We start from the raw sequence: 26,958 nt of genomic DNA on the forward strand, positions 1-26,958 counted from the left end.
CCCATGAAAGCCATTGCCTACTACGCATCACTGCCGATCAACGATGAAAAATCCCTGCAAGACATCCAGCTGCCGGAGCCCGTTGCCGGTCCCCGCGACTTGCTGGTGGAAGTCAAAGCCATCTCGGTCAACCCGGTGGACACCAAGGTGCGCCAGAACGTCGCCCCCGAAAACGGCGCGGCCAAAGTGCTGGGCTGGGACGTGGCCGGTGTGGTCAAGGCCGTCGGCAGCGAAGTGAGCCTGTTCAAAGTCGGCGACAAGGTGTTCTACGCGGGTTCCCTGATACGCCCAGGCGCTAACAGCGAACTGCACACCGTCGATGAGCGCATTGTCGGCCACATGCCCAAGAGCCTGGGCTATGCCGAAGCCGCCGCGCTGCCGCTGACCGCCATCACCGCCTGGGAGCTGCTATTCGAACGCCTGCAAGTGCGTGAAGGTAAAGAGGCTGAAGGCCAGAGCCTGCTCATTGTCGGCGCCGCCGGTGGTGTGGGTTCGATCCTGACCCAACTGGCCAGCCAGCTCACCGCACTGACGGTGATCGGCACCGCCTCGCGCCCGGAAACCCAGGAATGGACCAAGGCACTCGGCGCCGACCTGGTGATCGACCACAGCCAACCGCTGAGCGAAGCGTTGAAACAATCCGGCCACCCGCAGGTAACCCACGTCGCCAGCCTGACCCAAACCGAGCATCACCTGGACCAACTGGTCGAAGCGCTGCAACCCCAAGGCAAGCTGGCGCTGATCGACGACCCCAAGGCGCTGGACGTGAGCAAACTCAAGCGCAAGAGCCTGTCACTGCATTGGGAGTTCATGTACACGCGCTCGATGTTCGAGACGCCGGACATGATCGAGCAGCACAACCTGCTCAATCGCGTGGCCGAACTGATCGACGCCGGCACCTTGAAAACCACGCTGGGCGAGCACTTCGGTGTGATCAATGCGGCGAACCTGCGCCGTGCCCATGCGCTGCTGGAAAGCGGCAAGGCCAAGGGCAAGATCGTGCTGGAAGGGTTCTGAAGATAACGTCTGTCAGTGTCGTCCGTTATTCGTGTGAGTGATGGACGACACCACTAGTCAGAGAGTTGATCTTTGTCATATTTGTGAGCGTATTCGGGTTTATATTGGCCGCCTTTGCCACGATTCTTTTACGTGAGGAAGTCAGCAATGAAAATCCTGATAAAAGCGTTAGCAAAATCCCCAGGAAACAAATGGCAGGTTCGTCTCGACGGCGATGCGTTCACCTTCCGCAGCGAGGCCGAGGCCCGCGCCTTTGCCGATACCCTGCAAGCCCGTATCCGGGCCCCCCACCGTTTCCCACTCAGCCAGCAACGCTCCGCCGCTGGCTGACCTGCATTTCAGCCCTGCGCCTGCGTGGCCCTTGCCCGTTGCAGGCGCTGGGTCAACATCGCAATCGTCACCGCCAACACCCCGCACAAGCTGATGACCATCGCCATCGGCATCGCCGTGCCGTCGTGCAGCACGCCCACCAACGAAGCCGCCCCTGCCGCCACACCAAACTGAATGCAACCGAGCAAGGCCGACGCACTGCCGGCCCGGGCGCCCTGCCCGCTCATGGCGCAGGCCGAGGTGTTGGGCAGAATGCAGCCCAGGCTGGCGATACAGATGAACAGCGGTACCAGCAACGGCCATAGCGCATCGGTGCGCAAGGCCGCGATACCCAGCAGTGACAGCGCTGCCAGCAGATAAACCCACACCGTACGCGACAGCAGAAACGCCGGGCCACGTTTGGCCAGCAGCCGCGCGTTAACCTGTGCAACCAGGATGAAGCCGGCGGCGTTGGAGCCGAACAGCCAGCCGTAATGCTCAGCGGGCACGCCATAGAGTTTGATAAATACGAACGGGGAGCCGGCGATGTAGGCAAACATCCCGGCAATCGAAATGCCCCCGGTCAGGGCGTAACCGAGGTAGACCCGGTCTGACAACAGCGCACCATAGCGACGCAGCGACCCGGACAAGGGCTGACGCGGCTGATGGGCCGGAAAGGTCTCCGGCAAACCGACCGCCACGGCGATCGCCGCCATCACGCTGAAGATCGACAGCGCGAGGAAAATCGACTGCCAGCCCCACAACCCGACCATCACACCACCCGCCAATGGCGCCAGGATCGGCGCCAGGCCGGTCACCAGCATCAGTTGCGAGTACACCTTGGCCGAGCCCACCGCATCACATTTGTCACTGACCACTGCACGGGAAATCACCATGCCTGCGCAACCGCCCAGGGCCTGCACGAAGCGTGCGCCAATCAGCCACTCCAGGGAGGGCGCGTACGCGCAGGCAAAGGACGCCAGGGTAAACAGGGTCACGCCGCTGAGCAGCGGGCCGCGCCGACCGAAGCGGTCCGCCAGCGGGCCGTAGATCAACTGGCCGATGGCCAAGCCAGCGAAATACACCGCCAGGGTCAACTGGATATGTTTTTCGTCGGTCCCGAAGGCCGTCGCCATGGCAGGAAAGCCCGGCAGATAGAAGTCGATCGCCAACGGCGCGAAGGCGCTCAAGGCACCCAGAATCAGGATTATGCGAAGGTTCATCAGGCACCCAAGTGTGTCGGCAGCCCGACAGTTTAGCCGCGCTTGGGTGCATTGAATACGATAGCTCGCTAACTATTTGAATGGGTCAGGCCAGCTTGGCGGTGTAGCCCTCTTCGGTGATCAGGCTGATCACTTCATCGGCAGACAGACGGCTTTCGACGCCCACCTCTTTCGCCGCCAGGTCGACCTTCACGCTGGCCGCGGGGTCCTGGCTCTGCACCGCCTGGGTGACCGCCCGAACGCAATGGCCGCAGGTCATTCCTTCAACGCTGAATATTTGCATGACATGACTCCTTTGATGAGGTTGAACCCAGTCTCGACCTTGCCACGATGGCAAGGTCAAGTTCTGAAACTTTCGGCCGGGCTGGTATTACACCGCTCCGTCGGCCAAGCTTCACCCATCTTTGATTCAAACCACGGAGCATTCGCCATGCGCTGGTCGTTTTTTGGCCTTGTCGGCCTGATGAGCTTATCTGCCGCTGCGCCTCAGGCCCTCGCCGCAGAAGACTATGCGGTGCTGATCATTTCCCGCGAACGCCTGGAAGTACCGACTAATTGCGAAATCGGTCTGTACATCCAGGACCAGTTGGCCGGGCGCCTGTTCCAGGAACAGTCCACCTCGTTCAACCTGCCCGCCGGCAATGTGTCGCTGCGCCTGAAACTGCTGCCGGGCCAGTCACCGGGCTGCTTGCCTGGCCTGCTCGCACCGCCGGCGCAGAACATCACGCTCAAGGCCGGTGACGTACGCAAGCTGCGCATTGCCCAGGGGCCGGAAGGCATGTACCTCAAACCCGCCGCACTGGAATACTGAAGGCGCTTGACCTTCCCCACAGGTCAAGGTTGATCCTAGGGGCAACTTCTCTGGAGGACTGCCCCATGAATGGACCCACCACCTTTGACCTGCCCATCGGCGGCATGACCTGCGCCAGCTGTGCCGGGCGTGTCGAGCGCGCACTGGGCAAAGTGCCGGGGGTGCAAAGCGTCAGCGTCAACCTGGCCAACGAGCGCGCGCACGTCGAAGTGCTGGGCCAGATCGATCCGGCCGTGCTGATCGCCGCCGTCGACAAAGCCGGCTACACCGCCAGCCTGCCGCAAAGCGAAACCAAGACCGAAGCCGATCAGGCCCAACGCCTGCACCGCGAGCGCTGGTCGCTGGTGCTGGCGATAGTGCTGGCATTGCCTCTGGTTTTGCCGATGCTGGTACAACCCTTCGGCCTGCACTGGATGCTGCCGGCCTGGGTGCAATTCGCCCTGGCGACCCCTGTGCAATTCATCTTCGGCGCGCGTTTCTATATCGCGGCGTGGAAAGCCGTGCGTGCCGGCGCTGGCAATATGGACCTGCTGGTGGCCATCGGCACCAGCGCCGGTTACGGCTTGAGTCTCTATGAATGGCTGACCGCGCCCGTGGGCACCATGCCCCATCTGTACTTCGAAGCGTCGGCCGTGGTGATCGCCCTGGTGTTGCTCGGTAAATACCTGGAGAGCCGCGCCAAACGCCAGACCGCCAGCGCTATCCGCGCCCTGGAAGCCCTGCGCCCTGAACGCGCCATTCGTGTACAGGATGGCCGCGAGGACGATGTCGCCATCAGCGCGCTCAAGCTCGATGACCGGGTGCTGGTCAAACCCGGCGAGCGGTTCCCGGTGGACGGCGAAGTGGTAGAAGGCCAAAGCCATGCCGATGAAGCGCTGATCAGCGGCGAAAGCCTGCCGGTGCCGAAACAACCTGGCGACGCCGTGACCGGCGGCGCCATCAATGGCGAAGGCCGCCTGCTGGTGCGCACCACCGCACTCGGTGCCGAAAGCGTACTGGCACGCATCATCCGCCTGGTGGAAGACGCCCAGGCCGCCAAGGCACCGATCCAGAAGCTGGTGGATAAAGTCAGCCAGGTATTCGTGCCGACCGTGCTGGTGCTGGCGTTGATTACGCTGGTGGGGTGGTGGTTATACGGTGCGCCGCTGGAGACCGCGATCATCAACGCCGTGGCGGTGCTGGTGATCGCCTGCCCCTGCGCCCTCGGGCTGGCCACACCGACCGCCATCATGGCCGGCACCGGCGTCGCCGCACGCTACGGCATCCTGATCAAGGACGCCGAAGCGCTGGAGCGCGCCCATGAAGTGAGCACCGTGGTGTTCGACAAGACCGGCACCCTCACCTCCGGCACGCCAAAAATCGCCCACTTGGTCGCGGTGGATGGCAATGAAGCCTTGCTGCTGCAACAGGCCGGCGCGCTGCAACGCGGCAGCGAGCACCCGCTGGCCAAGGCCGTGCTGGATGCGTGCAGCGAGCAAGGGCTGACGGTGGCGGATGTAAGTGCCAGCCAATCCCTGACCGGGCGCGGCATTGCCGGTAGCCTCGACGGGCGCCAACTGGCGTTGGGAAATCGGCGCCTGCTGGAAGAAAGCGGCCTGGACGCGGGTGGGCTGGCCGACTCCGCCACGGCCTGGGAAGCCGAGGGCCGCACCTTGTCCTGGCTGATCGAGCAAGGCGCGCAACCGCGTGTGCTCGGGCTGTTTGCCTTTGGTGACACGCTCAAGCCTGGCGCGCTGGAAGCGGTGGCACAACTCAAGGCCCGACACATCAGCAGTCACTTGCTCACCGGCGACAATCGCGGCAGCGCCCGCGTCGTCGCCGAAGCGTTGGGCATCGACGACGTACACGCCGAAGTCCTGCCAGCCGATAAAGCCGCCACCGTCGCCGAACTGAAAAAAACCGGCGTGGTAGCCATGGTGGGCGACGGCATCAACGACGCGCCGGCCCTGGCCGCCGCCGATATCGGTATCGCCATGGGCGGCGGCACCGACGTGGCCATGCATGCCGCCGGTATCACCCTGATGCGCGGCGACCCACGCCTGGTCCCGGCCGCCCTGGAGATAAGCCGCAAGACCTACGCCAAAATCCGCCAGAACCTGTTCTGGGCCTTTGTGTATAACTTGATCGGCATTCCCCTGGCCGCGTTCGGCCTGCTCAACCCGGTGCTCGCGGGCGCGGCCATGGCCTTGTCCAGCGTCAGCGTCGTGAGCAATGCCTTGCTGTTGAAAACCTGGAAACCAAGCACTTGGAAACCGTCAGATTTGGAGGATCAACGCCCATGAACATCGGCCAAGCCGCCCGGCAAAGCGGGCTGAGCGCGAAGATGATTCGCTACTACGAATCCATCGGCCTGCTCAAAGCGGCCCATCGCACCGACAGCGGCTACCGCATCTACGGCGCCGATGACCTGCACACCCTGGCGTTTATCAAACGCTCGCGGGACCTGGGGTTTTCATTGGAAGAGGTCGGCAAACTGCTGACCCTGTGGCAGGACCGGCAGCGAGCCAGCGCCGATGTGAAAGCCTTGGCGCGCCAACATATCGATGAGCTGAACCAGAAGATTCTGGAGTTGGGGCAACTGCGCGATACGTTGCAGGACCTGGTCGAACACTGCCAGGGTGATCACCGGCCGGATTGTCCGATTCTCAAGGAGTTGGCGTCGGGAAGCTGCTGCGCGTGACGGAATCTATCTGAATGCATGCAAAACCAAATGTGGGAGAGGGCTTGCTCCCGATGGCGGTGTGTCAGTTACAGATATAGAGACTGACACACTGCCATCGGGAGCAAGTCGAATCGTCGCACCGCCCCTCCCACATTTTGATCTTCATGTACCCGAAGATCACTGCATCCAGGGCGGCGGTGGTGGTTCTTCCGACGCTTTGCTCGGTGGCGCATCATCTGCCGCCCGAACAGCCTGGCGCCGTTCTTCATCCAGCCGCGCCGCTTCGATCTCGCGGATCACACCGCCCACGTCCGCCAGCTCTTCCGGCTCGTCGAACTCGCCGGTCAATACACTGGCCGGGTGCAAGGTGCCGGCTTCGTAGAGCGCCCACATTTCCTTGGCGTACTTGGTCTTCTTCAACTCCGGGGCAAAACGCCCGAAGTAGGAAGCCATGTTGCCCACATCCCGCTCCAGCATGTTGAACGCGTGGTTGTTGCCCGCCGCATCCACCGCCTGGGGCAGGTCGATAATGACCGGACCGGTCGGCGTGAGCAGTACGTTGAACTCGGACAAGTCACCGTGCACCAGGCCGGTACACAGCATCAGCACGATCTGGGAAATCAGGAAGGCGTGGTATTCACGCGCCTGGTCCGGCTCCAAGGTCACGTCATTCAGGCGTGGCGCCGCATCGCCGTACTCGTCGGCCACCAGTTCCATCAACAACACGCCTTCGAGGAAGTCGTACGGCTTGGGCACGCGAACGCCCGCACCGGCCAGACGGAACAACGCCGCTACTTCGGCGTTCTGCCAGGCATCTTCGGTTTCTTTCTTGCCGAATTTTGAGCCCTTGGCCATGGCCCGGGCCTGCCGGCTGTTACGGACCTTACGGCCTTCCTGGTATTCGGACGCTTGACGAAAACTTCGTTTGTTCGCCTCCTTGTAAACCTTGGCGCAACGCAATTCATTGCCGCAGCGCACCACATAAACAGCTGCTTCTTTACCACTCATGAGTGGGCGCAGCACTTCGTCGACCAGACCGTCTTCGATCAGGGGTTCAATGCGTTTAGGAGTCTTCATCAGCTTTTATTGTGGGTCCTTTATTACCAAATACGCGTATGGCACTCGTTATACGGCAATCGGCTCGCCGGTGGGAGGGGCTACCGACCTCTGACCACTCAAGAATGCATCCAATATGCCAATTTCGGCGAATTCAACGTTCGATGATCGCCGTCACGCCCTGCCCGCCGGCGGCGCAGATCGAAATCAGCCCGCGCCCCTTGCCCGCCGCGTCGAGCAGCTTGGCCAGGTTGGCGACAATGCGCCCACCGGTGGCGGCAAACGGGTGACCGGCCGCCAGCGAACTGCCTTTGACGTTCAGGCGGCTGCGATCGATGGCCCCTAACGGTGCGTCCAGCCCGAGGCGCGTCTTGCAGTAATCCGCATCCTCCCACGCCTTGAGCGTGCACAACACCTGGGCAGCGAAGGCTTCATGAATCTCGTAGTAATCAAAGTCCTGCAGCGTCAGGCCATTCCTCGCCAGCAAACGTGGCACCGCATACACCGGCGCCATCAGCAGGCCTTCGGCGCCGTTGACGAAATCCACCGCCGCCGCCTCGCCATCGCGCAGGTAGGCCAGGATCGGCAAACCACGCGCCTGGGCCCACGCCTCGCTGCCCAACAGCACCAGGGATGCGCCGTCGGTGAGCGGTGTGGAATTGCCGGCCGTGAGCGTGCCTTTTTCGCTGCGTTCGAACGCAGGCTTGAGTGCGGCGAGTTTCTCCAGGCTCAGGTCGGGGCGCAGGTTGTTATCGCGGGTCAGGCCCAGAAACGGCGTGAGCAGATCGTTATGCCAGCCTTCGGCATAGGCAGCGGCCATTTTCTGGTGGCTCTCGAGGGCGAGTTGATCCTGCTCGACACGGGGAATCTGCCAGGTCTGGGCCATCAATTCGCAATGCTGGCCCATGGACAAACCGGTGCGCGGCTCGCCGTTACGCGGCAGCTCGGGCTTGAGGTGATGGGGGCGAAGTTGTAACAAGACTTTTAACTTATCCGCCATGGATTTGCTGCGATTGGCTTGCAGCAGGATCTTGCGCAGCCCTTCATTCACGCCGATAGGGGCGTCGGAGGTGGTATCCACCCCACCGGCAATCCCGCATTCAATCTGGCCCAGGGCGATCTTGTTGGCCACCAGCAACGCCGCCTCGAGTCCCGTGCCGCATGCCTGCTGAATGTCATAGGCGGGGGTTTGCGGCGACAGGCGTGAACCGAGCACGCATTCACGGGTGAGGTTGAAGTCACGGGAATGCTTGAGCACCGCGCCGGCGGCCACCTCGCCCATGCGCAGGCCGTGCAGGTTGTAGCGTTCGATCAGGCCCTCCAAGGCCGCGGTCAGCATCGCCTGATTGCTTGCCGTGGCGTAAGGGCCATTGGAGCGGGCGAAGGGAATGCGGTTACCGCCAATGATCGCTACACGGCGCAATTGAGTCATGGAAAGCTCCCTGTCGGTTGTGGTCTGGATAACTGAGCCTAGTCGAACGACTGCTACCCTGGGATGGTCAACCCTTTGAACCCCAGCCTTCGGAGAGCGTTCCATGTCTGACCGTTATATCGACTTCGCCAACTCAAGCCTCGGCCATCGCCTGGTCGCCGCCCTTGGCCTGCCGTCACCGGTACGCCTGGAACGCTGGCAAGCCGGGCGCCTGCGTCCGGTGGAAGGTGCATTGCTGCTGGGAGGTGGCGCGCTGGCAAGCAACGTACAGGCGTTTGCCAACAAGCTCACCGACGCCATTTACACCTACGGCGCCGAGGCGTCGACGTGGATTCCCGGCCACGGCCCCAAGCTCAAGGCCGTGGTGTTCGATGCCAGCGACCTCCACCACACCGACCAGCTCAAGCAACTGCGTGAGTTTTTCCAACCGTTGCTGAAAAACCTGGATAACAGTGCCCACCTGGTGATTCTTGGCCGTGCACCCGAGAGTCTCAGCGACCCGTTCGCCGCCAGCGCCCAGCGCGCCCTTGAAGGTTTCAGCCGGTCCCTGGCCAAGGAGCTGCGCAACGGCGGCGTGTTGCAATTGCTCTACGTCGGCGACGGTGCCGAAGACCAACTGGAAGGCGCACTGCGCTTTTTTCTGTCACCGAAAAGCGCCTATATCTCCGGCCAGGTGATTCGCCTGAAGGCCTGTGCCACGCCCGTCGAAGACTGGACCCGCCCCCTCGCCGGGCGCAAGGCATTGGTCACCGGCGCAGCCCGTGGCATTGGCGCGTCCATCGCCGAAACCCTGGCCCGCGACGGCGCCGAAGTGATCCTGCTCGACGTGCCCCAGGCCAAGTCCGACCTCGAAGCCCTGGCCGCACGCCTGGGTGCGCGCACAATCGTGCTGGACATCTGCGCCGCAGACGCCGCCGGCCAGTTGATCGAACACCTGCCCGACGGCCTCGACATCCTGGTGCACAACGCCGGGATCACCCGTGACAAAACCCTGGCCAACATGACCCCGGAATACTGGGACGCGGTGCTGGCGGTCAATCTCAATGCCCCGCAAGTGCTGACCAAGGCACTCCTCGACAGCGGCACCCTGCACGACAACGCCCGCGTGGTGGTGCTGGCCTCCATCAGCGGCATCGCCGGCAACCGTGGGCAAACCAACTATGCCGCGAGCAAGGCCGGTTTGATCGGCCTGGTGCAGGCATGGGCGCCGTTATTGGAAGAACGCGGGATCAGTATCAACGCCGTAGCCCCAGGCTTTATCGAAACCCAGATGACCGCGCATATTCCATTTGCACTGCGTGAAGCCGGACGCCGCATGAGCTCGCTGGGCCAGGGCGGTTTGCCGCAGGACGTCGCCGAAGCCGTGGCCTGGCTGGGCCAGCCGGGGTCCGGTGCGGTCAGCGGCCAAGCGCTGCGGGTGTGTGGCCAAAGTCTGTTGGGAGCATGAGCATGGATTGGCAAACCTTAGGCAGTACGCCGTTTCTGCCGCCGTTGTATTGGCGAGCGGCGCTCAAGCGCAAGATCACCGGCAACACGCTGCCCGAGCAAGGGTTGCGCTGCCGGGTGAGCGTCGACCCCAAGCAGGTGGCGGCGTACCGCAAAGTCTGCGGGTTTACCGAGAGCCCCCTGCTGCCGGCAACTTATCCGCACATCCTCGCGTTCGGTCTGCAAATGCAGTTGCTCACCGACAAAAAGTTTCCCTTCCCGCTGCTGGGGTTGATTCACCTGAGCAACCGCATCCGCATCCATCGCCCGCTGGGCGGTGTCAGCGAATTGTCCATCGGCGTGCACACGCAGAACCTCAAGCCCCACCCAAAGGGCGCGACCTTTGAAGTGGTCACCACGGTTGAAGACTCTCTCGGCCTGCTGTGGGAAGCCGAGAGCCGTATGCTGTGCCGGGGTGTAAAGCTCGAAGGCGAAGCGACCGATGATGCCCGTCCCAGCCCCGCCGAGATCAGCGAATTGACTCGCTGGAAGGCCCCAGCCGATATCGGCCGCCGCTACGCGAGAGTATCCGGCGACTACAACCCGATCCACCTCAGCGCCCTGACCGCCAGACTGTTCGGCTTCCCCCAGGCCATCGCCCACGGACTGTGGAACAAGGCGCACACCCTCGCCGCCTTGGGCGAACACTTGCCGGCCGCCAATATCGAAATAGACGTCGAATTCAGGAAACCGGTGCGCCTGCCCAGTGAGGTGACATTGCTGGCCAGCGCCGCCGGTTCCAGCGGAGAGCTGTTATTGAAAGGGGCCGGCGATATTGAGCACATGGTAGGCACATGGCAACCGATAGCAGCGCTTGCCGCCCCTGAAGCGGGCGCGGACTGATTGTCAGCGTGGGGGATAGCTGGAGAGGATGCGGGCCACCGTCGTACGGATCGCGTTATCACGATCCTGCGGGTTGGGCGTGCTGCTCATCATCTGTTCATCACTGCCGCGCCACACCAGCTTGCCGTCCTTGCCGTCAAGCAGGTCGATCTGGAGGGTCGCCACCTTGTAGGTGATGTTGCGTGTTTCGTTGTACATCGGTCCGCCCCAGTAGCCGTTCCACGGCCCGCCCCAAGCGCCGCCATAGTTGGTGGTGACTTGTTGCTGGCGGTCTTCGACGATCAGGTAGGCCTGCACGTTCAGGTCAGCCTTGGTACCTGCTGATGCCGGGCGCAGGCCGCGTTGATCAAGTTGTTCGCCCACCGCCTGGCGGACGCGTTGCTCGGTGAGGTCGCTCTTGATCCGCGGATCATCGGGGCGGTATTGCAGTGCCGGGTCTTTCCAGGCCCAGCTGCGGTAGGCGCCGAAGTCGCGGCTGGCATCAAAATCATGGTTAACCTGGCTGGTCTGGCAACCGCCCAGCAGCACAACAAAAGCTAGCGTAGCGATACGACGAAACATGGTTGATCTCCAACAAGCGACCGGGCTTTAGATGAGAATAGCTGTTAACTCGGAGGATACGCCGTCATCGCCTTTTGCACGGCCTGGCGCAACGCATCGGCGCGCTCGCTGAGGCTGCCCTGGCTGCCGGTTTCCGCGCTGGCACTCCACACCGGCTGGCCGCTGCGGGCGTCGAACAGGTTGACGCGCACCACCACCACTTGCACTTCATAGGTGCGCACGATCGGCACCGAGTTGTACATGCCGTAGCCCGGCCCGTAGCGGTTATAGCCGCCGTATCCGTAGCCGTAATCGTCCTGGACTTGCTTGAGACGTTTCTCCAGGCGCACATCGGCGCTCACCAGCAGGTCCGCCGGGCGGTTGTCGTGCAAGGGGCGCAGGCCGCGTTGGTCAAGGGCACCGCTGACCGCCTCGGCGACTTGCGCCGAATCCGCCCAGGCCGTGCCCGCCGGCAACTGGCCGTTGCGCCAGGCCCAATTGCGGTAGGCGCCATAGTCGCGCACCGGCGCCGGGTAGGCGCTGGCGTCGAAGGTCGTGGCCGCCTGCGCGGGCGCCGGCGGCATGGGCGCAGACGCCGCCACGTAAGGGTTAGGGCTGGAGCAGCCGCCCAGTCCGAGGGATAACAGGATCAAACAGAGACGACGCATTTCGACCTCCGCAGACTGGGCCGCTTATACCGGACGGCAGATCCAGTGCAAATAACGCCCAAGTCCGGCAAAGCTTGGGTGACGACGGTGAGCGAGTTCCATCTCGATAAGGTCCGGTAGCTTCGCGCGGGCCTGGAATTCCACCGGCATATAGTCGTGGAATACCCGCACGCCACTTTGGCTTTCGACCTGCCAAAGCCCTTCGAGTTGCGCCGCCAACTCGCGCGGGTCGAGGGGCTGTTGCGGGGTCAGGCTCTGCTTTTCGCCAGCCATGTCATTCTTGCGCATTTTGCGGAAGTGGCCTTTGAGCAGGTTGCGATAAATCAGCGCATCGCGGTTGTAGAACGCCAGCGACAACCAGCCACCGGGCAGCGTGAGCTGGTGCAGCACCGGCAGGATCGCGTGGGGTTCGGCCAGCCATTCCAGCACGGCATGGCACAGCACCAGGTCGTAGGGCTCGGTGATCTGGCCGAGCAGGTCTTGCCAGGGCGCATGGATGAAGGTGGCGCTCTGTCCGGCCTCGGCGAAGCGCTGGCGCGCGCCTTCGAGCATCGGCTCGGCGGGTTCGGCCAGGGTCACCTGATGGCCGCGCTCGGCCAGCCACAGCGACATATGCCCCAGGCCCGCGCCGATATCCAGCACGCGCAACGGCCGGTCCGGCAGGGCCTCAGCCAGGTCTGCCTGGAGTACCGCCAGGCGAATGGCACCTTTTGCGCCACCGTAGATTTTCTCGGCGAAGCGCGTGGCCAACTGGTCGAAATGCCGGTCACTCATGGGCAAACCGCCGCTCGCTGTCGGCCAGCTTGGCGCGCACCACCTCGTTCATGTCCAGGCCCAGCTCGCTGCACAGCAACAGCAGGTACAGCACGATATCGCCCACTTCCTGGCCGGCGTGGGCGAGTTTGTCGGCGGGCAACTGGCGGGACTGGTCTTCGCTGAGCCACTGGAATATTTCCACCAGTTCGGCCATTTCCACGCTGGCGGCCATTGCCAGGTTTTTCGGGCTGTGGAATTGCTTCCAGTTGTTGGTATCGCGGATGCGGTGCAGGCGTTCGGTGAGGTGTTCGAGGTTCATAGGGGGCTCCTGAAGGGGTATAGCTTCAGGGGGATGGAGAGTGAAGGCAAGTGAATAGCGGTGGTGTGCTCAGCGACGCCATCGGGGGCTCTAATCCACCACGCTGAATTCAAGCCTGGCGGTTTGACCGGCCTCATCCAACACACTGAGCTGATAGCGGCCCAAGCGTTCGAAGCTGGCGTTGATAAAGTCCTGGTTGGCGCTGTCGCCCAGTGGTGCGCCATTGAGGAACCACCAGCGCCGGCCGCTGCCGCCCAGGGCTGAGAGTTTCAGGCGCAGGGTTTGCCGGCTGGCGGCAGGCAGGCGCAGTTGGTCGCCTTCGCGCACGCCGACAATCGACAACGGCGAAGACGCCGCCAGCGCCGGTGGTGGGCAATCGGGGTCGGCAGCGGGAATCCGCGCTTCCCGGCGCTCGACTCTCGGCAGCCACGGTTCCAGCGGTGCGGGCCACAGGGCGATGTTCCTGGGCACGGCGCCCGGGCAATGAGCATCCACCCTCAAGCCCTTGGCGTTGACCCAGACACTTTCCATGAAACCGACGCTCAACGGTTGATCCAGCGCCTGCAAGGTCGGCGGTGTGGTGTTGTCCAGGGTCCAGGCAAAGCGCTGGCGGCGGCAATTCGAATCGCTGCGGTTCATGGGCTGGCCCAGCGGCCAACAGATCGCCGCCACGCCGACATTGGCCGGCACCGGTAAAACCTGCGCGCTGATGCCCCGCTGGCTGTCGCGATTGGTCAGCACGTCGTGCACCTGCAACATCAGCGGTGCCGCCGAGGCCAAACCGAACTGCCCGGGCACCGGCGTGCCGTCCGGGCGACCGATCCACACACCGATCAGATAGCGCGGCCCCACGCCAATCGCCCAGGCATCGCGAAAGCCGTAGCTGGTCCCGGTTTTCCAGGCCAGGACCGGGCGCTGCACCAGTTCGGCACGCGGGTCGCGATCAGGCCGCGCCTGGCCACAGAGGATGCGCCGCACAATCCACGCGGCCCCTGGCGACAGCAATGGCCGTTCCCTCAGCGTGTCGTCTGGTTGCAATCGAATCGTTGCGCTCCTGCCGGCACGGGCGAAGGCACTGTAGCCGCTGACCAGATCTTCCAGCCGGCTGCCCGCACCACCGAGGATCAGCGCCAGATTGGGTTCGGCCAACGCCGGCAGGGCCAATGGCACGCCACCGATGCGCATCTGCGCGGCAAAGCGCTTGGGCCCGTAGGCTTCCAACAGCTGCACCGCCGGCAGGTTCAGTGAACTGGACAGCGCCGTGCTCGCTGGCACTGCGCCGGTAAAGCCCATGGAAAAGTTGCCCGGCCGATAATCGCCATAACGCCGGGGCACGTCCTGCAACAGCGATTCGGAGTGAATCAGGCCCTCGTCCAGGGCCATGCCATACAGGAAGGGCTTCAAGGTGGAACCCGGCGAACGCAGCGCGCTGATCATGTCCACATGGCCAAAACGCTTGGCGTCGTTGATGTCCACAGACCCCAGATAAGCCCGCACGGCCATGCTTTCTTCTTCCACCACCAGGATCGCGGCAGAGGTGTGTTCCGGCAACCGCGCACGCCAGCCCAGCAACAGGTCTTCAAGACGGCGTTGCAGGGTTGCATCCAGCGTGGTGCGAATCAGCGGCGGGCTGTCGGGACGGTTCAGGCGGCGGGCGAGCAGCGGCGCCAGGCTGGGCTCCAGGCGCGGCGCGAGCAGCAATGGTTCTTCGAGGGCTTCATCCACCGCCGACTGCGGCCACACCTGGAACTCGGCGAGGCGGCGCAAGACTTTGTCGCGGGCTTCCTGGGCGCGCTGCGGGTGCCGATCCGGACGCAGGCGACTCGGCGCCTGGGGCAAGACCGCGAGCAAGGCCGCTTCGGCTTGGGTCAGGTGTGCCGGGGACTTGCCCAGATACGCCCAACTGGCGGCCGCCACGCCCTGCAATGTGCCGCCAAACGGTGCGCGGTTCAGGTACAGGTTGAGAATCTGTTCCTTGGACAGGTGCCACTCCAACTGCGCCGTGCGCCACAGTTGGCGCAACTTGCCGTGGAAGGTACGCGAGTGCGGGTCGAGCAGACGCGCCACCTGCATCGACAACGTACTGCCGCCCGACACCACCCGCGCGCCCGTCAAGTTCTGCCACGTCGCCCGCACCAGCGCCAACGGGTTAACACCGGGGTGCTGGTAGAACCAGCGGTCTTCGTAGGTGAGCAGTGCATCAAGGTAATACGGCGACACTTCGCTGGTTTGCACCGGGTAACGCCACACGCCGTTGGCATCGGCAAACCGCCACAACGGCGTGCCATCCTCGGCCAGCACTACCCGCGCCAGATCATCCTTGGGCAACGGCAAGGGCCAGATGCGATCAGCCAGCCACAGCAGGGCGATCACCAGCAACAGGCTCGCGAGGGTCCAACGGGCAACTAAACGCAAATTCAAACGGGCAAACCTCTATGCTTGTAGGGAACTAGCCTGTTGCAATAACAACCAAAGGCACAGATACGCCCATCTTCTTATCAGGACACACATATGCAGGTAGAGAGCTTTTTCGAATGGTTGGGCCAGGCGCTCGGTTCCGTCATCCGCTTTATCGTCGACGGGCTCAGCGGATTGTTCGGAGCCTTGACCCACGCCGGCGGCAACTTTGTCGAAGGCCTGTCACGCACGTTGGGCATGGACACCTCGATCATCAGCATCCTCACCCTGATCGTCGGCCTGCTGTTTCTGTACTCGGCCGTACGCGCCTTCATGCGCGCTTCGATCATCTTCGGGGTGATCTGGCTGATACTTGGCCTGTGGCTGCTCAGTTGGGTCGTCCACTAAACCCAAGAATGCCCCTAATCCTGTGTGGGAGGGGGCTTGCTCCCGATAGCAGTGTTTCAGTCAATGCACCTGGCAACTGACCCACCGCTATCGGGAGCAAGCCCCCTCCCACATTAGTTTCGATTCCAAGTTGAGAGATCAGCGTCCTTTGATCACCAGGTCTGCCGGCGTCTCCCCCACTGCCTGCCAGTTCGGCCGGTACATCGACTCCACCTGCGGCGGTGGCACGCGGTAAGTACCCGGTGTCACGGCACGGGCCAGATACAGCAAGTGCGTGGTGCCGTCACCGTCAAGGTTGATGGCCGCTACGTAACGGTCATCACGAAACTCCTGATGCTTGAGCGCCGCGTTCTGCATCGACTCGCGCCACTCCTTCACCTGACTGCTGGCGTTTTCCAGGCTGGCCGCGCTTTGTGCCAGGTTCTGGTTTTCCAGCTCCAGGCCCGCAGGCAACAGGTCGACCACCAAGGCATCCGGCACGCGCTGCTTGGCGCTCACGGCAAGGTGCACCAGCACCAGGTCGCCGCTATTGAGGTTGCGCAGGTTCAGCGGTTGGCCATTCATGCCCAGGTATTCACGGCGGATGCTCAGGTTGTCGCCGCCCGGCGCCGGCGGCAGCTGTGGATAACCCGAGATTGTCAGTTGCTGGTACACCGGCGTATCCCCCTGATTGCTCAAGGCCAGGTCGCTGGACAGCAGCTTGCCTTCGAGCTCCAGGGTCGATTGCTGATTATTCAACTCATGCACACCGCCACTGCCGGTCAGGGACACCTGCCAGTCCGACTCCGGCTTGGCAAACCCGAGGCGCCCGGCCAGGAACAGCGAATTGCGCTCCTGGGTCGACAGGTACGGGCTGGCTGCCAATTGGTCCGACAGGGTAAACAAACGCTCCTCACGCTTGCCCTTGGCCAAGTCGTTTTCTTCCAGCAACGCCAGGATCATCGCCTGATCGCGCAGCGGGCTGCCGTAGTCCGCCAGCCATTCTTTGGCGCTGCGTTGCGCCGCCAGGCCGGCCAGCAAGGCTTGATCCGCGCGCGGCTGGTCACCCATCTTCTGCAAGGCGATGGCCAGTTGCACCAACGGCAACCCGGAGCGCGCGTCGCTGCGTCGCTCGAAAATACTGCGCAATGCGCCCAACGGCGCCTGCTGACTGCGCGCCAGCACCATGCCGGCGTAGGCCTGCACGGCAAAGCGCGTGTGGTCGGCGTTGTCGCTGTAGTCGACTTCGATCAGATTGCGTTCCTGCACATAACGCAGCAGGCGCTCGCTGGCTTTCTTCAACGCTTCGGGCGGTACCGCGAAGCCCTGGTCACGGGCACGCAACAGGAAGTCGGTGACATAGGCCGTCAGCCAATATTCCTCTTCGCCGTCCGCGCCCCACAAACCGAAGCTGCCGTTGTAGCGTTGCATGCCCAGCAGGCGCTCGATGCCCAGCTCAATCTTGCGTTTGCGCTCGGCACCCGGCTCACCCTTGATACTCAGGCGCTTGAGCAACGCATCGTCGGCATACAGCGACGGGTACAAACCACTGGCGGTCTGCTCCAGGCAACCATAGGGGTAGGCCTTGAGTGCCGAGATCTGCGCGCCGAGGTTCAGCGGTGGCCGGCTCGACAGGCTCAGCAGCGCCTGACGCCCCGAGGCATCGAACTGATCAAGTGTGCCCACTGGCAGGCTCCACGGCTCACCCTTGAGCACCGCGCGGTAATGCTTGAGCAACGCCGGGTAGGCCGGACGCACGCCCAGGGACCATTCGCGGCTGAACGGCGGGAGGTTCTCACCGGGCAGGTCCAGGCCATTGACGGTGACCTTCACCTTGCCTTGACCCAAGCCCCCCCAGGCTTTCACCGGGATACGCAGGGTGGTGCGCTGGCCTTGCTTGAGTTCGACGGTTTGAGCACCACCGTTGACCAGCTCCAACTGCCCTTCGGCACTCAATTGCACGTCGAGTTTCTGCGCCTTGCCCGACAGGTTGGACAGGTCCAGGGCCAACGTTGTCTGGTCACCGCCAGCGAGGAAGCGCGGTGCCGACAGCTCAGCGATCAGCGGTGCTGCGATCACGGTCTTGCCTTCGGCCATGCCGTAGCGGTCATCGCTCCAGGCCTGGGCCATCAGGCGCAGTTCGCCGTTGAAGTCGGGGATATTGACGCTGACCTCACCCTCGCCCTGCTCATTCAAGGTCACCGGCGCGCTTTGCAGGGCAACGATGGTCACGCTGGTGTCCGGGCGCTTGCCACCCTTGGCCAGCGCGGCGTCACCGCCAAAAGCCAGGCTGGCCAGGCGGCCCTGCCCGGCTTCGATCAATTGGCCGTAGATGTCGAACTGGTCCACGCCGTAAGCCTTGCGGCCGAACAGGCTGGAGTACGGATCCGGTGTCGGATACTCGGTGATATTGAGGATGCCCACGTCCACCGCCGCCACCAGCACGTGCACCTGTTTCGGTACGCTGCCATCGGCATTCTTGGCGGCAATCTTCACCGTCAGCGGTTGTTTGGGACGCATTTTTTCCGGCGCGGTCAGGGTCACGCCAAGCTTGCGCTGGGTGCGATCCAGCGGCAGATGCAGCAGGCCCACCGCGCGTTTCGGGGTGATATTGGCTTTGCGCTCACCTGGGCGAATCACCAGGGCGCTGACGTACAGGTCATGGCGCGACCATTTCGGGTCGAGCTTCACAGCAAAACTTTTGCCCTCGGCCGGCACGTCGATTTCCTGCCACCACAGCGGCCCTTCGGCGGATTCCACCAGCAGGTAACCTTTACCGGCAGCCGGCGGCGTGACCGTGACGTTGGCGGTGTCGCCGTCGCCATACGCGGGTTTATCCAGCGCCAGCTTGACCTGGTCGGGGCGCACGGCGCCGCCTTCGGTGTTGTCCTGGGCCTGGTAACCGGCCCAGAAACGCAGGCTGCTGACCAGCCCGGTCTGCGGGTCCTCGACCTCGACACGGTACGGGCCCCACTCCACCTGGAAGCTGACCTTGGCGGTATCGCCGGCCTTGATGTTCAGGGTCTGTTCGTCGAGGTTGAGGAATTTCTCGTTGTAGTGATAGCTCCAGCCATCGCTGTCCGAGTAATTCCAGTAGTAGTCACGGCGCTCGCGCACCAGGCGGACCTTGAGGTTTGGCGCGGCGAGTTTTTGCCCGTCCTGGTTGGCCAGCAGCACTTCGAATTCCGCCGGGCCATCGCCATTGGTTTCCTTGCCGTCAAACAGGCCGCGCAGGCCCGGCAATTGCTCGGCCGGCCAGATCGGCTGCACCAGGCGCCGGGTGATCGGCCGCCCACCCGACTCTTGCAGGCTGGCTTGCACGATCAGTTGCAGAGGGGATTTGGCGTCGGCCCATTTGCTTTCCAGGGTCAGTTCTTCCTGGCCCTTGGCGTCGAGTACGCTTTCGTCCAGCTCGAAGTCCTGGCTCAGTTCTTCTTCGGTGACGGAGCCGAATTGATAACCCGGCAGCGACTTGACCGCTTCGCGCAACGGTCGCACATAGACTTGCCCGCTGACGCGGTTGCCCGACGCCGGCGCACCATAGAGGTAGCGACCATTGACCTTAATCACCGGGTTATCCGCCGGGCTCAATGCCGTGTCGCTGCCCTTGAGTTCCAGCGCCAGGCGCTCGGGCAGGAAGTCTTCGACGAGGAATTCATACAGCTGCGGCTTGCCATCACCCAGGTCGAACACCAACTGCCAGCGCCCGGTCGGGGCTTCACCGGCCAGTTGCAGTTGATATTGATAGAGGCCGGAGGCGTCGGCATCCCATACAAACTTGCGGCTCACCTGTTCATCCGGGCGACGCACTTCGACGCTCACCGGTTGCGGCTTGACGGCGTTGCCGTCCTTGTCGCGCAGCAGGGCGTTGAGCAACACGGTTTCGCCGGGGCGATACAGGTCGCGCGGGCCGAACACAAAGAACTGCAGGGGGTGCGAAGGTTGGCCGCCAATGTCGAACTCCGCCAGGTCAAGGGCGGCGCTGTCCAGGCGCAGCAAACTGGTCTGCTCGCCCTGTTTGGCCAATAACACCTGGGCCTTTTTCGGCAATGGCAGTTCAGCGTGACCGCCCTTCTCGGTCTTGCCCTGGCCCAAAACACGGCCGTCGGCATCGAGCACTTCGAGGTCGACGCCATCCAATGCCTTGCCACCTTCCAGCGCCTGGGTAAACACATCCAGGCGATTGGCGTAGCGGTGCACCGACAGGCCAATATCGCTCAAGGTAAACAGTGTGGCCGGTTGCGAATAGTTGTAGGTGCCCGAGGCGCGCATCACCGCCAGGTACACACCCGGCTGTTGCAATTGCTTGAGGCCGGCGATCGGCAGCAACAGCGTTTCGCGGGTATTGCGCGCCGGGTTCAGGTCGAAACGGCCGCCGTAGACCAGGTCAGCCAGCGGCAGCAATTCGCGGGATTCATAACTTTGCAGGCTGGTATTGCGCCCCCATTGCGCCAGGAACGACGGCAGGGATTCGGGCTTGATCCGAAAGAACTCAACGTCGATCTTGTCGACGTTCAGCGCGATCACCGGCAGGCCTTCGGCCAGGCGCGTCGGCAACAGCGTGCCACGGCTGGCGAAGCCGACGGTGGCTTGCAGGTCGCGGGTCTCAAGGCGCGCGCTGTACTCGGCGGCGAGCGTGTTGGCGTTGACCGCCTTCACCCCGGCATCCACCGTCAGCACCAGTTTGCGCTGGGGCTCCAGGTGGCGCAGACGCAGTTCCATGAGGTTATCGGACAGCTCCCAGGCGCCGTCGACCTTGCCGGACTTGCTGTCGACCAGATGGAGTTTGTCGGCAAACTTCTGCTCCGGATCCAACGGAATGGAAAAGCTCACCGACAAGGTGCTGGCCCCGTCCAGCTGCACCTCCGACACATCCACCACACTCAGCTCACGCCCGGCATAACGCTGTTTCAGCGCCGCCACATCCACCGCCGCCTTGGCCGGTTTCGGCGCTGCCGCCACGGTGGGCGCAGGCGGTGCAGCCGGTTTATCGGAGGAATCGCAGGCGCTCAGCAGGGCCAGCGCGCAGGCCAGGAACAATCCTTTGTTAAGCATGGGGCACTCGTCGTCAGAGGGAACCGAGGGATGAACTATATATCAGCGTCGGCAAAGCCGATGTGGCGCTGGTCACATTGACCGACGGAGGGTGGTTTGGTTCTGGGCGTGTTTCGCGTTCCAGCCAAATCCCACGGACATTGGAGATTAATATGTGGGAGGGGCCCCATTCCACATTGACCCTGTTGCGGTGCCAATGGACGGTTACAATGCCGCTCCCCCAAGGAGCCTGCATGTCCACCTTACTGACCGACTGGCGCGATCGCCCTACCCATCGCCGTGTATGGGCTCTGGCTGCACCGATGATTCTTTCGAACATCTCCGTGCCGTTGGTGGCACTGGTCGACAGCATGGTCATCGGCCACCTGCCCCACGCCCACCAACTGGGCGCCGTGGCCGTCGGCGCCAGCCTCTATACCTTCCTCGCCTGGGCCATGGGTTTTCTGCGCATGGGCTCCACCGGTTTCGCCGCCCAGGCCGCCGGGCGCAGTGATGGTGCGGCACTGCGGCAAATCCTGCTGCAAGGCCTGTTGCTGGCGCTGGGGTTGGCGATGCTGCTCGGCACCGTCGGCATTCCACTGAGCCATCTAGCCCTGGAGTGGATGCAGCCCTCCCCCGAACTCAACCAACTGACCCGCGAGTTCTTCCACACCCGCCTGTTCGGCCTGCCTGCCGCGCTGGCCAGTTATGCGCTGGTGGGCTGGTTCCTGGGCACGCAAAACGCCCGCGCGCCGCTGGCGACTCTATTGACCACCAACCTGGTGAATATTGCCCTCAACCTGTGGTTCGTCCTCGGGCTGGACTGGGGTGTGGTCGGCTCCGCCCGCGCGTCGGTGATCGCCGAATGGACCGGCGCCTTGCTCGGTCTGGCCCTCACGCGAAAAGCCCTGCGCGCCTACCCCGGGCATATCGCCTGGGCCGCGTTGAAGCTTTGGGAAAGCTGGCGCCCGTTGCTCGCGGTGAACCGCGACATTTTTATCCGCAGCCTGGCGTTGCAGTCGGTGTTTTTCATGATCACGGTGCAAGGCGCACGCCTGGGCGATGCCACCGTGGCGGCCAATGCTCTATTGCTCAATGGCTTGTTACTGACCGCTCATGCGTTGGACGGTCTGGCCCACGCGGTCGAGGCCCTATGCGGCCATGCCATCGGCGCCCATGATCGCCAATCCTTACGCCGCTCCCTGGTGGTTGCCGGCGGCTGGTCATTGATCGCCAGCGTCGGCTTCGCCCTGCTCTTCACTGTCGCCGGCCACCTGTTTATCGCCATGCAGACCGATATCCCCAGCGTGCGCGAAACCGCCGATATCTACCTGCCATACCTGGCGGTACTGCCGTTGATTGCGGTGTGGAGTTATCTGTTGGATGGGTTGTTTATCGGCGCTACTCGGGCACGAGAGATGCGCGATGGAATGTTGCTGACGGTATTGCTGACGCTGCCAATCGCTTGGGCATTACAGGGGTTGGGTAACCACGGGCTGTGGATAACCTTCCTGCTGTTCATGGCAGTGCGCAGCCTGACGCTGTGGGCGATAGCCTGGCGTCTGAATCGGCAGGGGCTGTGGCTGGGGGTTAACTGAAGAAATGCAATCCTAATGTGGAAGGGGGGCAAGCCCCCTTCCACATTTTTTACGAGGACAAGTAGGAAGAACGAGTCAAGCCAAGACGCAACGCGTCGAGGAACTGCGTACGCTCACTGGCACTGATCTTCGCGCTGGCGCACTTGTCACGGTAGTGAGTCATCAACTCCTCCGGCGACAAGTGCACATAGCGCAGCATGTCTTCGATGGTGTCGTGGGTCTCGATGCCGGCGCTGTACACCGAGCCGTCTTCGCGCTGATAGATGTTCACCGAGTCGGTGTCGCCGAACAGGTTGTGCATGTCGCCAAGGATTTCCTGATAGGCGCCAACCAGGAAGATACCCAGCAGGTAGTCTTCACCGTCGTTCAAGGCGTGGACCGGCAGGCTGGTCTCGATGCTCTGCTCGTCGACGTATTGCTTGATCTTGCCGTCGGAGTCGCAGGTCAGGTCTTGCAGCACCGCGCGGCGCAGCGGTTCTTCGTCGAGGCGGTGCAGCGGCAAAATCGGCAGGACCTGGCCGATGGCCCAGGTGTCCGGCAGGCTCTGGAACACGGAGAAGTTGCAGATGTACTTGTCGGCCAGCTTGTCGTTGAGTTCGTCCAGCACCTGGCGGTGCGAGCGCTGGCGGGCTTTGAGCGAGTTATGCAGGCGACGGCACACGGCGAAGTAGCACTGTTCGGCCAGGGCTTTCTCGGCCAGGGTCAGTTTGCCGTCGGCATACTGGGTGGCCACGTCGCTCATGTAGTGAGTGGCGCGCCAGTAGGTTTCGGTGACCATTTCGATGTCGGTCGGGCCGAGCAGGTCTACCAGCCATTGCACGGTTTCAGGCAGGCTTTCCTTGTTTTCGATGACCGGGATTTCGTCGTTGTGTTTCTCGACGTCGGTCACCTGCACCACCAGCATGGCGTGGTGGGCGGTCAGGGAGCGGCCGCTTTCGGAGAAGATATTCGGGTGCGGCAGGCTCTGCGCGTCGCAGAATTCCTTGAGCATGCCCACGACCACACCGGCGTAGTCGTCCATGTCGTAGTTGATCGAGCTGGCGTTACGCGAGTGAGTACCGTCGTAATCCACGCCCAGGCCGCCGCCCACGTCGATGTGGTCCACCGGCAGGCCGAGGTTACGCAATTCGCCGTAGTAACGAATGGCTTCCTTGAACCCATGCTGGTAGTCGGCCAGGTTGGCGATCTGCGAACCCATGTGGAAGTGCAGCAGGCGGATGCCCTGGTCCAGGCCCGCCGCGCGGAAGCGCTCGACCACCGACAGCAGTTGCGCCGCCGACAAACCGAACTTGGACTTCTCGCCACCGGTGTCCGCCCATTTGCTTGACGCCAGGGACGACAGCCGCACACGCAGGCCAACCTGTGGCTTTACCTTGAGGCTGGCGGCCTCTTCGATCACCAGTTCAACTTCGGATTCTTTCTCGATCACGATAAATACGTTGTGGCCGAGCTTTTGGCCCATCAGCGCCAGGCGGATGAACTCGCGGTCTTTATAACCGTTGCAGACGATGGTGCCGCCCTTCGGCGCCAGGGCCAGTACGGCCAGCAGCTCAGGCTTGGAACCGGCTTCCAGACCGATAGACACGTTCTGGGTGGCGATGATGTTTTCGATCACCGCTTCCTGCTGGTTCACTTTGATCGGGTACAGCGCGGTGTACTTGCTCTGGTATTCCAGGCGCTCGATGTTGGCGTCAAAGGCACCGGTCAACTGGCGGACACGGTCTTGCAGGATATCGGGGAAGCGCACCAGCAATGGCAACGACAGGCCGCTCTTGCGCAACTGGTCGACTTGTTCGTACAGGTCGACAGGCGTGCTGTTCGGGCCGTTCGGACGGACTTCAACGCGACCGGCATCATTGATCGCGAAATACCCGGCCCCCCAATGGCGAATCCCGTAAACACTGCGGCTGTCCGCAACTGTCCATTGGCTGCCATCGTCTTTGCGTGTGCGTCGTACGGACATCGAAGTCCCCTATAAATGAAGGCGAAGGCGCCGCCTCGCGTTCGAGGCTGGCGCAGTCTAAAGAATGAAAATGACGATTTGCCTGTAAGCAAGGTAGACCCCACTCGCAGGACAGAGTTTAGACACAGGTTGGGAAGAGGCTTTCAGCCGCCGGACTTCTTGGCCTTGTAACCGAGCTTGATCAGCTCGGCCAACAGCAGTTCGACGTGATCGCCCTGGATCTCGATAACCCCGTCTTTCAACGCGCCACCGGTGCCACAGCGCTTTTTCAGCGTGGTGGCCAATTCCTTGAGCGCGTCTTCAGCCAGGGGCACGCCGGTGATAGTGGTCACCGTCTTGCCGCCACGGCCTTTGCTTTCGCGGCGCACGCGGGCAATACCGTCGCCTTCGGGGATCAGGGTCTGTTTGCAGGTACACGAATCCACGGGCTGACGACAGTCCGGGCAGTGTCGACCTGCGTCGGTGGAAAATACCAGGCCGCCGAGGGCGGCGAAGGATGCGGCTTTTTTGGCCACCGGCAATCCTCTCGGGAGGACAAAGACTGATCGGCCTCCGCTAAGGGACGACCGACCGCGAAGCCCCACTCAGGCAGGGGCAGCGCTACCGAGCCGCCAAGGCGGTTCGGGTGAAAAGTCGCGCAGTGTAACGGCAAAAAGCCGACTTGCTAAGAGCCAAATGGCGCCAATTTATGCAGCTTTAGCGACGTGAGGCCAGATAGCGCCGCAGCCCCTCTTGGGCGTCCGGGCAGTAAGGCTTTTGCTGCGCTTCCTGCAGGACCGTTTCAACGGGCAAAAAGCGCGCTTCCATGACTTCTTCAGGCTGCAGGCGCAGAGGCCCGTCCCAGGTCGCGGAATAGGATTTGCACCAGAGTCGGCTGTCGCCATCTTCGAAATAGAAATGGTCATGTTCGATCAATTCCACCCCGCCGACACCCAGTTCCTCTTCGAGCTCGCGGGCAGCCGACAACGCGTAGGATTCGCCCGCCGCGACCATCCCGCCCGCCGCCGTATCCCAGAAACCCGGGTACAGGGCCTTGCTCAGGGTGCGCCGATGCACACACAGCTCACCCTTGGAATTGAACAGGAAGATAAAGGTGCAACGGCCGATCAGGCCGCGCTGGCGCAGGTCTGACCTGACGAGGTGGCCGAGCAGGTTGTCCTGCTCGTCGACCCAGCAGATCAGTTCGGCATCGGAGGCTACGCGGTGCGCAGCCTCCTTTTGAGTCGCGTCCATCATTAACCCTGGTTGAGCAGTTGACGCAAATCGATCACCGCCGCGTTGGCCCGGGAAATGTAGTTGGCCATGACCAGCGAATGGTTAGCCAACACGCCAAAGCCGCTGCCGTTGAGGATCATCGGACTCCATACCGGCTCTTGCGAAGCCTCCAGCTCACGAATGATCTGGCGCACGCTGACGGTGGCGTTTTTCTTGGCCAGCACGTCGGCAAAGTCGACTTCGATGGCACGCAACAGGTGGGACAGCGCCCAGGCCTGGCCACGGGCTTCGTAGAACACGTTATCGATCTGCATCCATGGGGTTTCCACCACTTCTTCGTCGACCTGCGGCACTTCACCCGGCGCCAGGGCTTCGGTTTTCAGTGCGGTGTTCAATTTGACCCGGCCCACGCTGGCCGACAGGCGTTGCGACAGCGAACCCAGACGGGTGGCCACATCGCCCAGCCAGTTGTTCAGGTTGTCGGCGCGGGCATAGAACAAGGCGCCACGCTGATTCGGGTCGGACAGGCGCGCTTCATAGCGGTTCAGGGAGTTGATGCCTTCCTGGTACTCCGACTCACTGGAGGGCAGCACCCAGCTCTTGTTGTCGAAGTTGAAACGCGGCTCGGCCTTGGCCAGATCGGCGTCTTCGGCCGACTGCGACTGGGAGCGGGCGAAGTCTTTACGCAGGGCGCGGGTCAGGTCGCGCACCTGCACCAGCACGCCGTACTCCCAGCTCGGCATGTTGTCCATCCACAGGCCCGGCGGAAAACGGTCGTTGGAAATATAGCCACCGGGCTTGTTCAGCAACGTGCCGACCACGGTCTTGAGGGTTTCGACGGTGGTATAGCCCAACACCATCTGCTTGCCTTCCTTCTCGGCGGCAAGCTGCGCATTCTGCTGGACCGGGAACAGCGCCGGCTCTTCGCTCCAGTACCAGCCCAGGGCGCCGGTGACCAACAGATACAGGCCGAGCACGCTGAGCACGGCTCGGCTCATCAGCAAAGTACGAAAATAGCTGCGGTTGGCCGACTTGGGCTCAGGGGCAGGGCCTTTGGCACTGCCCGCACGGTTTTTCCAGTCCAGCATGGCGATATCCTTTCAATCACTTGAGTTCATGCACTTGAATTGAGGGCGTGCGTTCAAACACTCCGACCACAACCCTACCCCATCGTGCCCGCCCATGCGGGGCTTTTCACCAAACGTGCAGACGGGAAGCATTCGACTATAAAGGATGCACGCCT

23 protein-coding genes are annotated in these 26,958 nt (G+C 62.8%); 9 read left to right on the plus strand and 14 right to left on the minus strand.

The annotated features are described in order from the left end of the window. Positions 1 to 3 precede the first annotated feature (3 nt). The gene (locus HCF10_RS28670) at positions 4 to 1,017 is read left to right on the plus strand and encodes a zinc-binding alcohol dehydrogenase family protein (RefSeq protein WP_167656890.1); all 1,014 of its coding nucleotides are present in this window, start codon (positions 4 to 6) and stop codon (positions 1,015 to 1,017) included. A gap of 147 nt (positions 1,018 to 1,164) precedes the next feature. Next, positions 1,165 to 1,347, plus strand: coding sequence for a hypothetical protein (locus tag HCF10_RS28675; protein WP_131696673.1), 183 nt, complete (start codon positions 1,165 to 1,167; stop codon positions 1,345 to 1,347). An 8-nt stretch (positions 1,348 to 1,355) separates the two neighbouring features. Here the strand turns inward: HCF10_RS28675 and HCF10_RS28680 are convergent, their stop codons facing one another. Next, complete coding sequence (locus HCF10_RS28680; protein ID WP_131696674.1) at positions 1,356 to 2,549, minus strand: multidrug effflux MFS transporter; 1,194 nt, start codon at positions 2,547 to 2,549, stop codon at positions 1,356 to 1,358. Between the two features lie 85 nt (positions 2,550 to 2,634). Beyond that, complete coding sequence (locus HCF10_RS28685; protein WP_053134724.1) at positions 2,635 to 2,832, minus strand: heavy-metal-associated domain-containing protein; 198 nt, start codon at positions 2,830 to 2,832, stop codon at positions 2,635 to 2,637. A gap of 147 nt (positions 2,833 to 2,979) precedes the next feature. On the opposite strand from HCF10_RS28685, the gene HCF10_RS28690 reads away from it, so the two are divergent. From HCF10_RS28690 to cueR, 3 genes are all read left to right on the plus strand, one after another. Further along, positions 2,980 to 3,360: a hypothetical protein gene (locus tag HCF10_RS28690; RefSeq protein ID WP_027607958.1), complete on the plus strand. Its 381-nt coding sequence runs from the start codon at positions 2,980 to 2,982 to the stop codon at positions 3,358 to 3,360. A gap of 65 nt (positions 3,361 to 3,425) precedes the next feature. Then, a complete protein-coding gene (locus tag HCF10_RS28695) occupies positions 3,426 to 5,642 on the plus strand; it encodes a heavy metal translocating P-type ATPase (protein WP_167656891.1) in 2,217 nt (738 codons plus the stop codon). Continuing rightward, the gene (gene cueR, locus HCF10_RS28700) at positions 5,639 to 6,040 is read left to right on the plus strand and encodes a Cu(I)-responsive transcriptional regulator (protein WP_131696676.1); all 402 of its coding nucleotides are present in this window, start codon (positions 5,639 to 5,641) and stop codon (positions 6,038 to 6,040) included. The genes HCF10_RS28695 and cueR overlap by 4 nt, the downstream gene beginning before the upstream one ends. Positions 6,041 to 6,199: 159 nt before the next feature. Here the strand turns inward: cueR and HCF10_RS28705 are convergent, their stop codons facing one another. Together HCF10_RS28705 and HCF10_RS28710 are read right to left on the minus strand one after the other, a co-directional pair. After that, positions 6,200 to 7,099 carry a PA4780 family RIO1-like protein kinase gene (locus HCF10_RS28705; RefSeq protein WP_131696677.1) on the minus strand — a complete coding sequence of 300 codons (900 nt, stop codon included), beginning with the start codon at positions 7,097 to 7,099 and terminating at the stop codon, positions 6,200 to 6,202. 133 nt (positions 7,100 to 7,232) lie between these two features. Next, positions 7,233 to 8,510: an acetyl-CoA C-acetyltransferase gene (locus HCF10_RS28710; RefSeq protein ID WP_167656892.1), complete on the minus strand. Its 1,278-nt coding sequence runs from the start codon at positions 8,508 to 8,510 to the stop codon at positions 7,233 to 7,235. 103 nt (positions 8,511 to 8,613) lie between these two features. Here HCF10_RS28710 and HCF10_RS28715 point away from each other — a divergent pair, with 103 nt between their 5' ends. Together HCF10_RS28715 and HCF10_RS28720 are read left to right on the plus strand one after the other, a co-directional pair. Next, positions 8,614 to 9,957 (plus strand): 3-oxoacyl-ACP reductase, encoded by a 1,344-nt coding sequence (locus HCF10_RS28715; protein WP_145336095.1) that lies wholly within the window; start codon positions 8,614 to 8,616, stop codon positions 9,955 to 9,957. A 2-nt stretch (positions 9,958 to 9,959) separates the two neighbouring features. After that, positions 9,960 to 10,838 carry a MaoC family dehydratase gene (locus HCF10_RS28720; protein ID WP_145336093.1) on the plus strand — a complete coding sequence of 293 codons (879 nt, stop codon included), beginning with the start codon at positions 9,960 to 9,962 and terminating at the stop codon, positions 10,836 to 10,838. Between the two features lie 3 nt (positions 10,839 to 10,841). Here HCF10_RS28720 and HCF10_RS28725 read toward each other — a convergent pair whose 3' ends face one another. From HCF10_RS28725 to pbpC, 5 genes are all read right to left on the minus strand, one after another. Next, complete coding sequence (locus HCF10_RS28725) at positions 10,842 to 11,399, minus strand: DUF4136 domain-containing protein (protein WP_131696697.1); 558 nt, start codon at positions 11,397 to 11,399, stop codon at positions 10,842 to 10,844. Positions 11,400 to 11,443: 44 nt separating this feature from the next. Beyond that, on the minus strand, positions 11,444 to 12,046 hold the full coding sequence (locus HCF10_RS28730; RefSeq protein WP_167656893.1) for a DUF4136 domain-containing protein: 603 nt from the start codon (positions 12,044 to 12,046) through the stop codon (positions 11,444 to 11,446). Positions 12,047 to 12,070: 24 nt separating this feature from the next. Beyond that, positions 12,071 to 12,820, minus strand: coding sequence for a methyltransferase domain-containing protein (locus HCF10_RS28735; RefSeq protein ID WP_167656894.1), 750 nt, complete (start codon positions 12,818 to 12,820; stop codon positions 12,071 to 12,073). After that, positions 12,813 to 13,121 (minus strand): MazG-like family protein, encoded by a 309-nt coding sequence (locus tag HCF10_RS28740; protein WP_131696700.1) that lies wholly within the window; start codon positions 13,119 to 13,121, stop codon positions 12,813 to 12,815. Before HCF10_RS28740 ends, HCF10_RS28735 begins: the two co-directional genes overlap by 8 nt. A 90-nt stretch (positions 13,122 to 13,211) precedes the next feature. After that, positions 13,212 to 15,542 carry a peptidoglycan glycosyltransferase PbpC gene (gene pbpC, locus HCF10_RS28745; RefSeq protein WP_167656895.1) on the minus strand — a complete coding sequence of 777 codons (2,331 nt, stop codon included), beginning with the start codon at positions 15,540 to 15,542 and terminating at the stop codon, positions 13,212 to 13,214. Between the two features lie 90 nt (positions 15,543 to 15,632). Here pbpC and HCF10_RS28750 point away from each other — a divergent pair, with 90 nt between their 5' ends. Beyond that, positions 15,633 to 15,926 carry a hypothetical protein gene (locus HCF10_RS28750; protein ID WP_027607987.1) on the plus strand — a complete coding sequence of 98 codons (294 nt, stop codon included), beginning with the start codon at positions 15,633 to 15,635 and terminating at the stop codon, positions 15,924 to 15,926. A 138-nt stretch (positions 15,927 to 16,064) separates the two neighbouring features. On the opposite strand, the gene HCF10_RS28755 is transcribed toward HCF10_RS28750, so the two are convergent. Next, positions 16,065 to 20,960, minus strand: coding sequence for an alpha-2-macroglobulin family protein (locus tag HCF10_RS28755; RefSeq protein ID WP_167656896.1), 4,896 nt, complete (start codon positions 20,958 to 20,960; stop codon positions 16,065 to 16,067). A gap of 233 nt (positions 20,961 to 21,193) precedes the next feature. On the opposite strand from HCF10_RS28755, the gene HCF10_RS28760 reads away from it, so the two are divergent. Then, entirely contained in the window at positions 21,194 to 22,537 is a 1,344-nt protein-coding gene (locus HCF10_RS28760) for an MATE family efflux transporter (protein ID WP_167656897.1), read from the plus strand. A gap of 49 nt (positions 22,538 to 22,586) precedes the next feature. Here the strand turns inward: HCF10_RS28760 and speA are convergent, their stop codons facing one another. The 4 genes from speA to HCF10_RS28780 form a co-directional block, all read right to left on the minus strand. Next, on the minus strand, positions 22,587 to 24,500 hold the full coding sequence (speA, locus tag HCF10_RS28765) for an arginine decarboxylase (protein ID WP_131696705.1): 1,914 nt from the start codon (positions 24,498 to 24,500) through the stop codon (positions 22,587 to 22,589). 143 nt (positions 24,501 to 24,643) lie between these two features. Further along, on the minus strand, positions 24,644 to 25,015 hold the full coding sequence (locus HCF10_RS28770; RefSeq protein ID WP_005784408.1) for a translation initiation factor Sui1: 372 nt from the start codon (positions 25,013 to 25,015) through the stop codon (positions 24,644 to 24,646). A 181-nt stretch (positions 25,016 to 25,196) separates the two neighbouring features. Continuing rightward, positions 25,197 to 25,733: an NUDIX hydrolase gene (locus HCF10_RS28775; RefSeq protein WP_131696706.1), complete on the minus strand. Its 537-nt coding sequence runs from the start codon at positions 25,731 to 25,733 to the stop codon at positions 25,197 to 25,199. Positions 25,734 to 25,735: 2 nt separating this feature from the next. Beyond that, positions 25,736 to 26,713 carry a DUF2333 family protein gene (locus HCF10_RS28780; RefSeq protein ID WP_443200920.1) on the minus strand — a complete coding sequence of 326 codons (978 nt, stop codon included), beginning with the start codon at positions 26,711 to 26,713 and terminating at the stop codon, positions 25,736 to 25,738. Positions 26,714 to 26,958: the final 245 nt, after the last annotated feature.

It is taken from the genome of Pseudomonas sp. B14(2022) (genome assembly GCF_012030485.1).
Taxonomy (GTDB): Bacteria; Pseudomonadota; Gammaproteobacteria; order Pseudomonadales; family Pseudomonadaceae; genus Aquipseudomonas.

Coding starts and splice junctions, on each gene's coding strand:
- HCF10_RS28725 (WP_131696697.1), bottom strand. CDS start 11,399: ATGTTTCGTCGTATCGCTACGCTAGCTTTTGTTGTGCTGCTGGGCGGT.
- HCF10_RS28680 (WP_131696674.1), bottom strand. CDS start 2,549: ATGAACCTTCGCATAATCCTGATTCTGGGTGCCTTGAGCGCCTTCGCG.
- HCF10_RS28710 (WP_167656892.1), bottom strand. CDS start 8,510: ATGACTCAATTGCGCCGTGTAGCGATCATTGGCGGTAACCGCATTCCC.
- HCF10_RS28755 (WP_167656896.1), bottom strand. CDS start 20,960: ATGCTTAACAAAGGATTGTTCCTGGCCTGCGCGCTGGCCCTGCTGAGC.
- HCF10_RS28705 (WP_131696677.1), bottom strand. CDS start 7,099: ATGAAGACTCCTAAACGCATTGAACCCCTGATCGAAGACGGTCTGGTC.
- HCF10_RS28685 (WP_053134724.1), bottom strand. CDS start 2,832: ATGCAAATATTCAGCGTTGAAGGAATGACCTGCGGCCATTGCGTTCGG.
- HCF10_RS28750 (WP_027607987.1), top strand. CDS start 15,633: ATGCAGGTAGAGAGCTTTTTCGAATGGTTGGGCCAGGCGCTCGGTTCC.
- HCF10_RS28695 (WP_167656891.1), top strand. CDS start 3,426: ATGAATGGACCCACCACCTTTGACCTGCCCATCGGCGGCATGACCTGC.
- HCF10_RS28760 (WP_167656897.1), top strand. CDS start 21,194: ATGTCCACCTTACTGACCGACTGGCGCGATCGCCCTACCCATCGCCGT.
- HCF10_RS28740 (WP_131696700.1), bottom strand. CDS start 13,121: ATGAACCTCGAACACCTCACCGAACGCCTGCACCGCATCCGCGATACC.
- HCF10_RS28775 (WP_131696706.1), bottom strand. CDS start 25,733: ATGGACGCGACTCAAAAGGAGGCTGCGCACCGCGTAGCCTCCGATGCC.
- HCF10_RS28780 (WP_443200920.1), bottom strand. CDS start 26,713: ATGAGCCGAGCCGTGCTCAGCGTGCTCGGCCTGTATCTGTTGGTCACC.
- HCF10_RS28735 (WP_167656894.1), bottom strand. CDS start 12,820: ATGAGTGACCGGCATTTCGACCAGTTGGCCACGCGCTTCGCCGAGAAA.
- speA (WP_131696705.1), bottom strand. CDS start 24,500: ATGTCCGTACGACGCACACGCAAAGACGATGGCAGCCAATGGACAGTT.
- HCF10_RS28675 (WP_131696673.1), top strand. CDS start 1,165: ATGAAAATCCTGATAAAAGCGTTAGCAAAATCCCCAGGAAACAAATGG.
- HCF10_RS28670 (WP_167656890.1), top strand. CDS start 4: ATGAAAGCCATTGCCTACTACGCATCACTGCCGATCAACGATGAAAAA.
- HCF10_RS28730 (WP_167656893.1), bottom strand. CDS start 12,046: ATGCGTCGTCTCTGTTTGATCCTGTTATCCCTCGGACTGGGCGGCTGC.
- HCF10_RS28715 (WP_145336095.1), top strand. CDS start 8,614: ATGTCTGACCGTTATATCGACTTCGCCAACTCAAGCCTCGGCCATCGC.
- HCF10_RS28690 (WP_027607958.1), top strand. CDS start 2,980: ATGCGCTGGTCGTTTTTTGGCCTTGTCGGCCTGATGAGCTTATCTGCC.
- cueR (WP_131696676.1), top strand. CDS start 5,639: ATGAACATCGGCCAAGCCGCCCGGCAAAGCGGGCTGAGCGCGAAGATG.
- HCF10_RS28720 (WP_145336093.1), top strand. CDS start 9,960: ATGGATTGGCAAACCTTAGGCAGTACGCCGTTTCTGCCGCCGTTGTAT.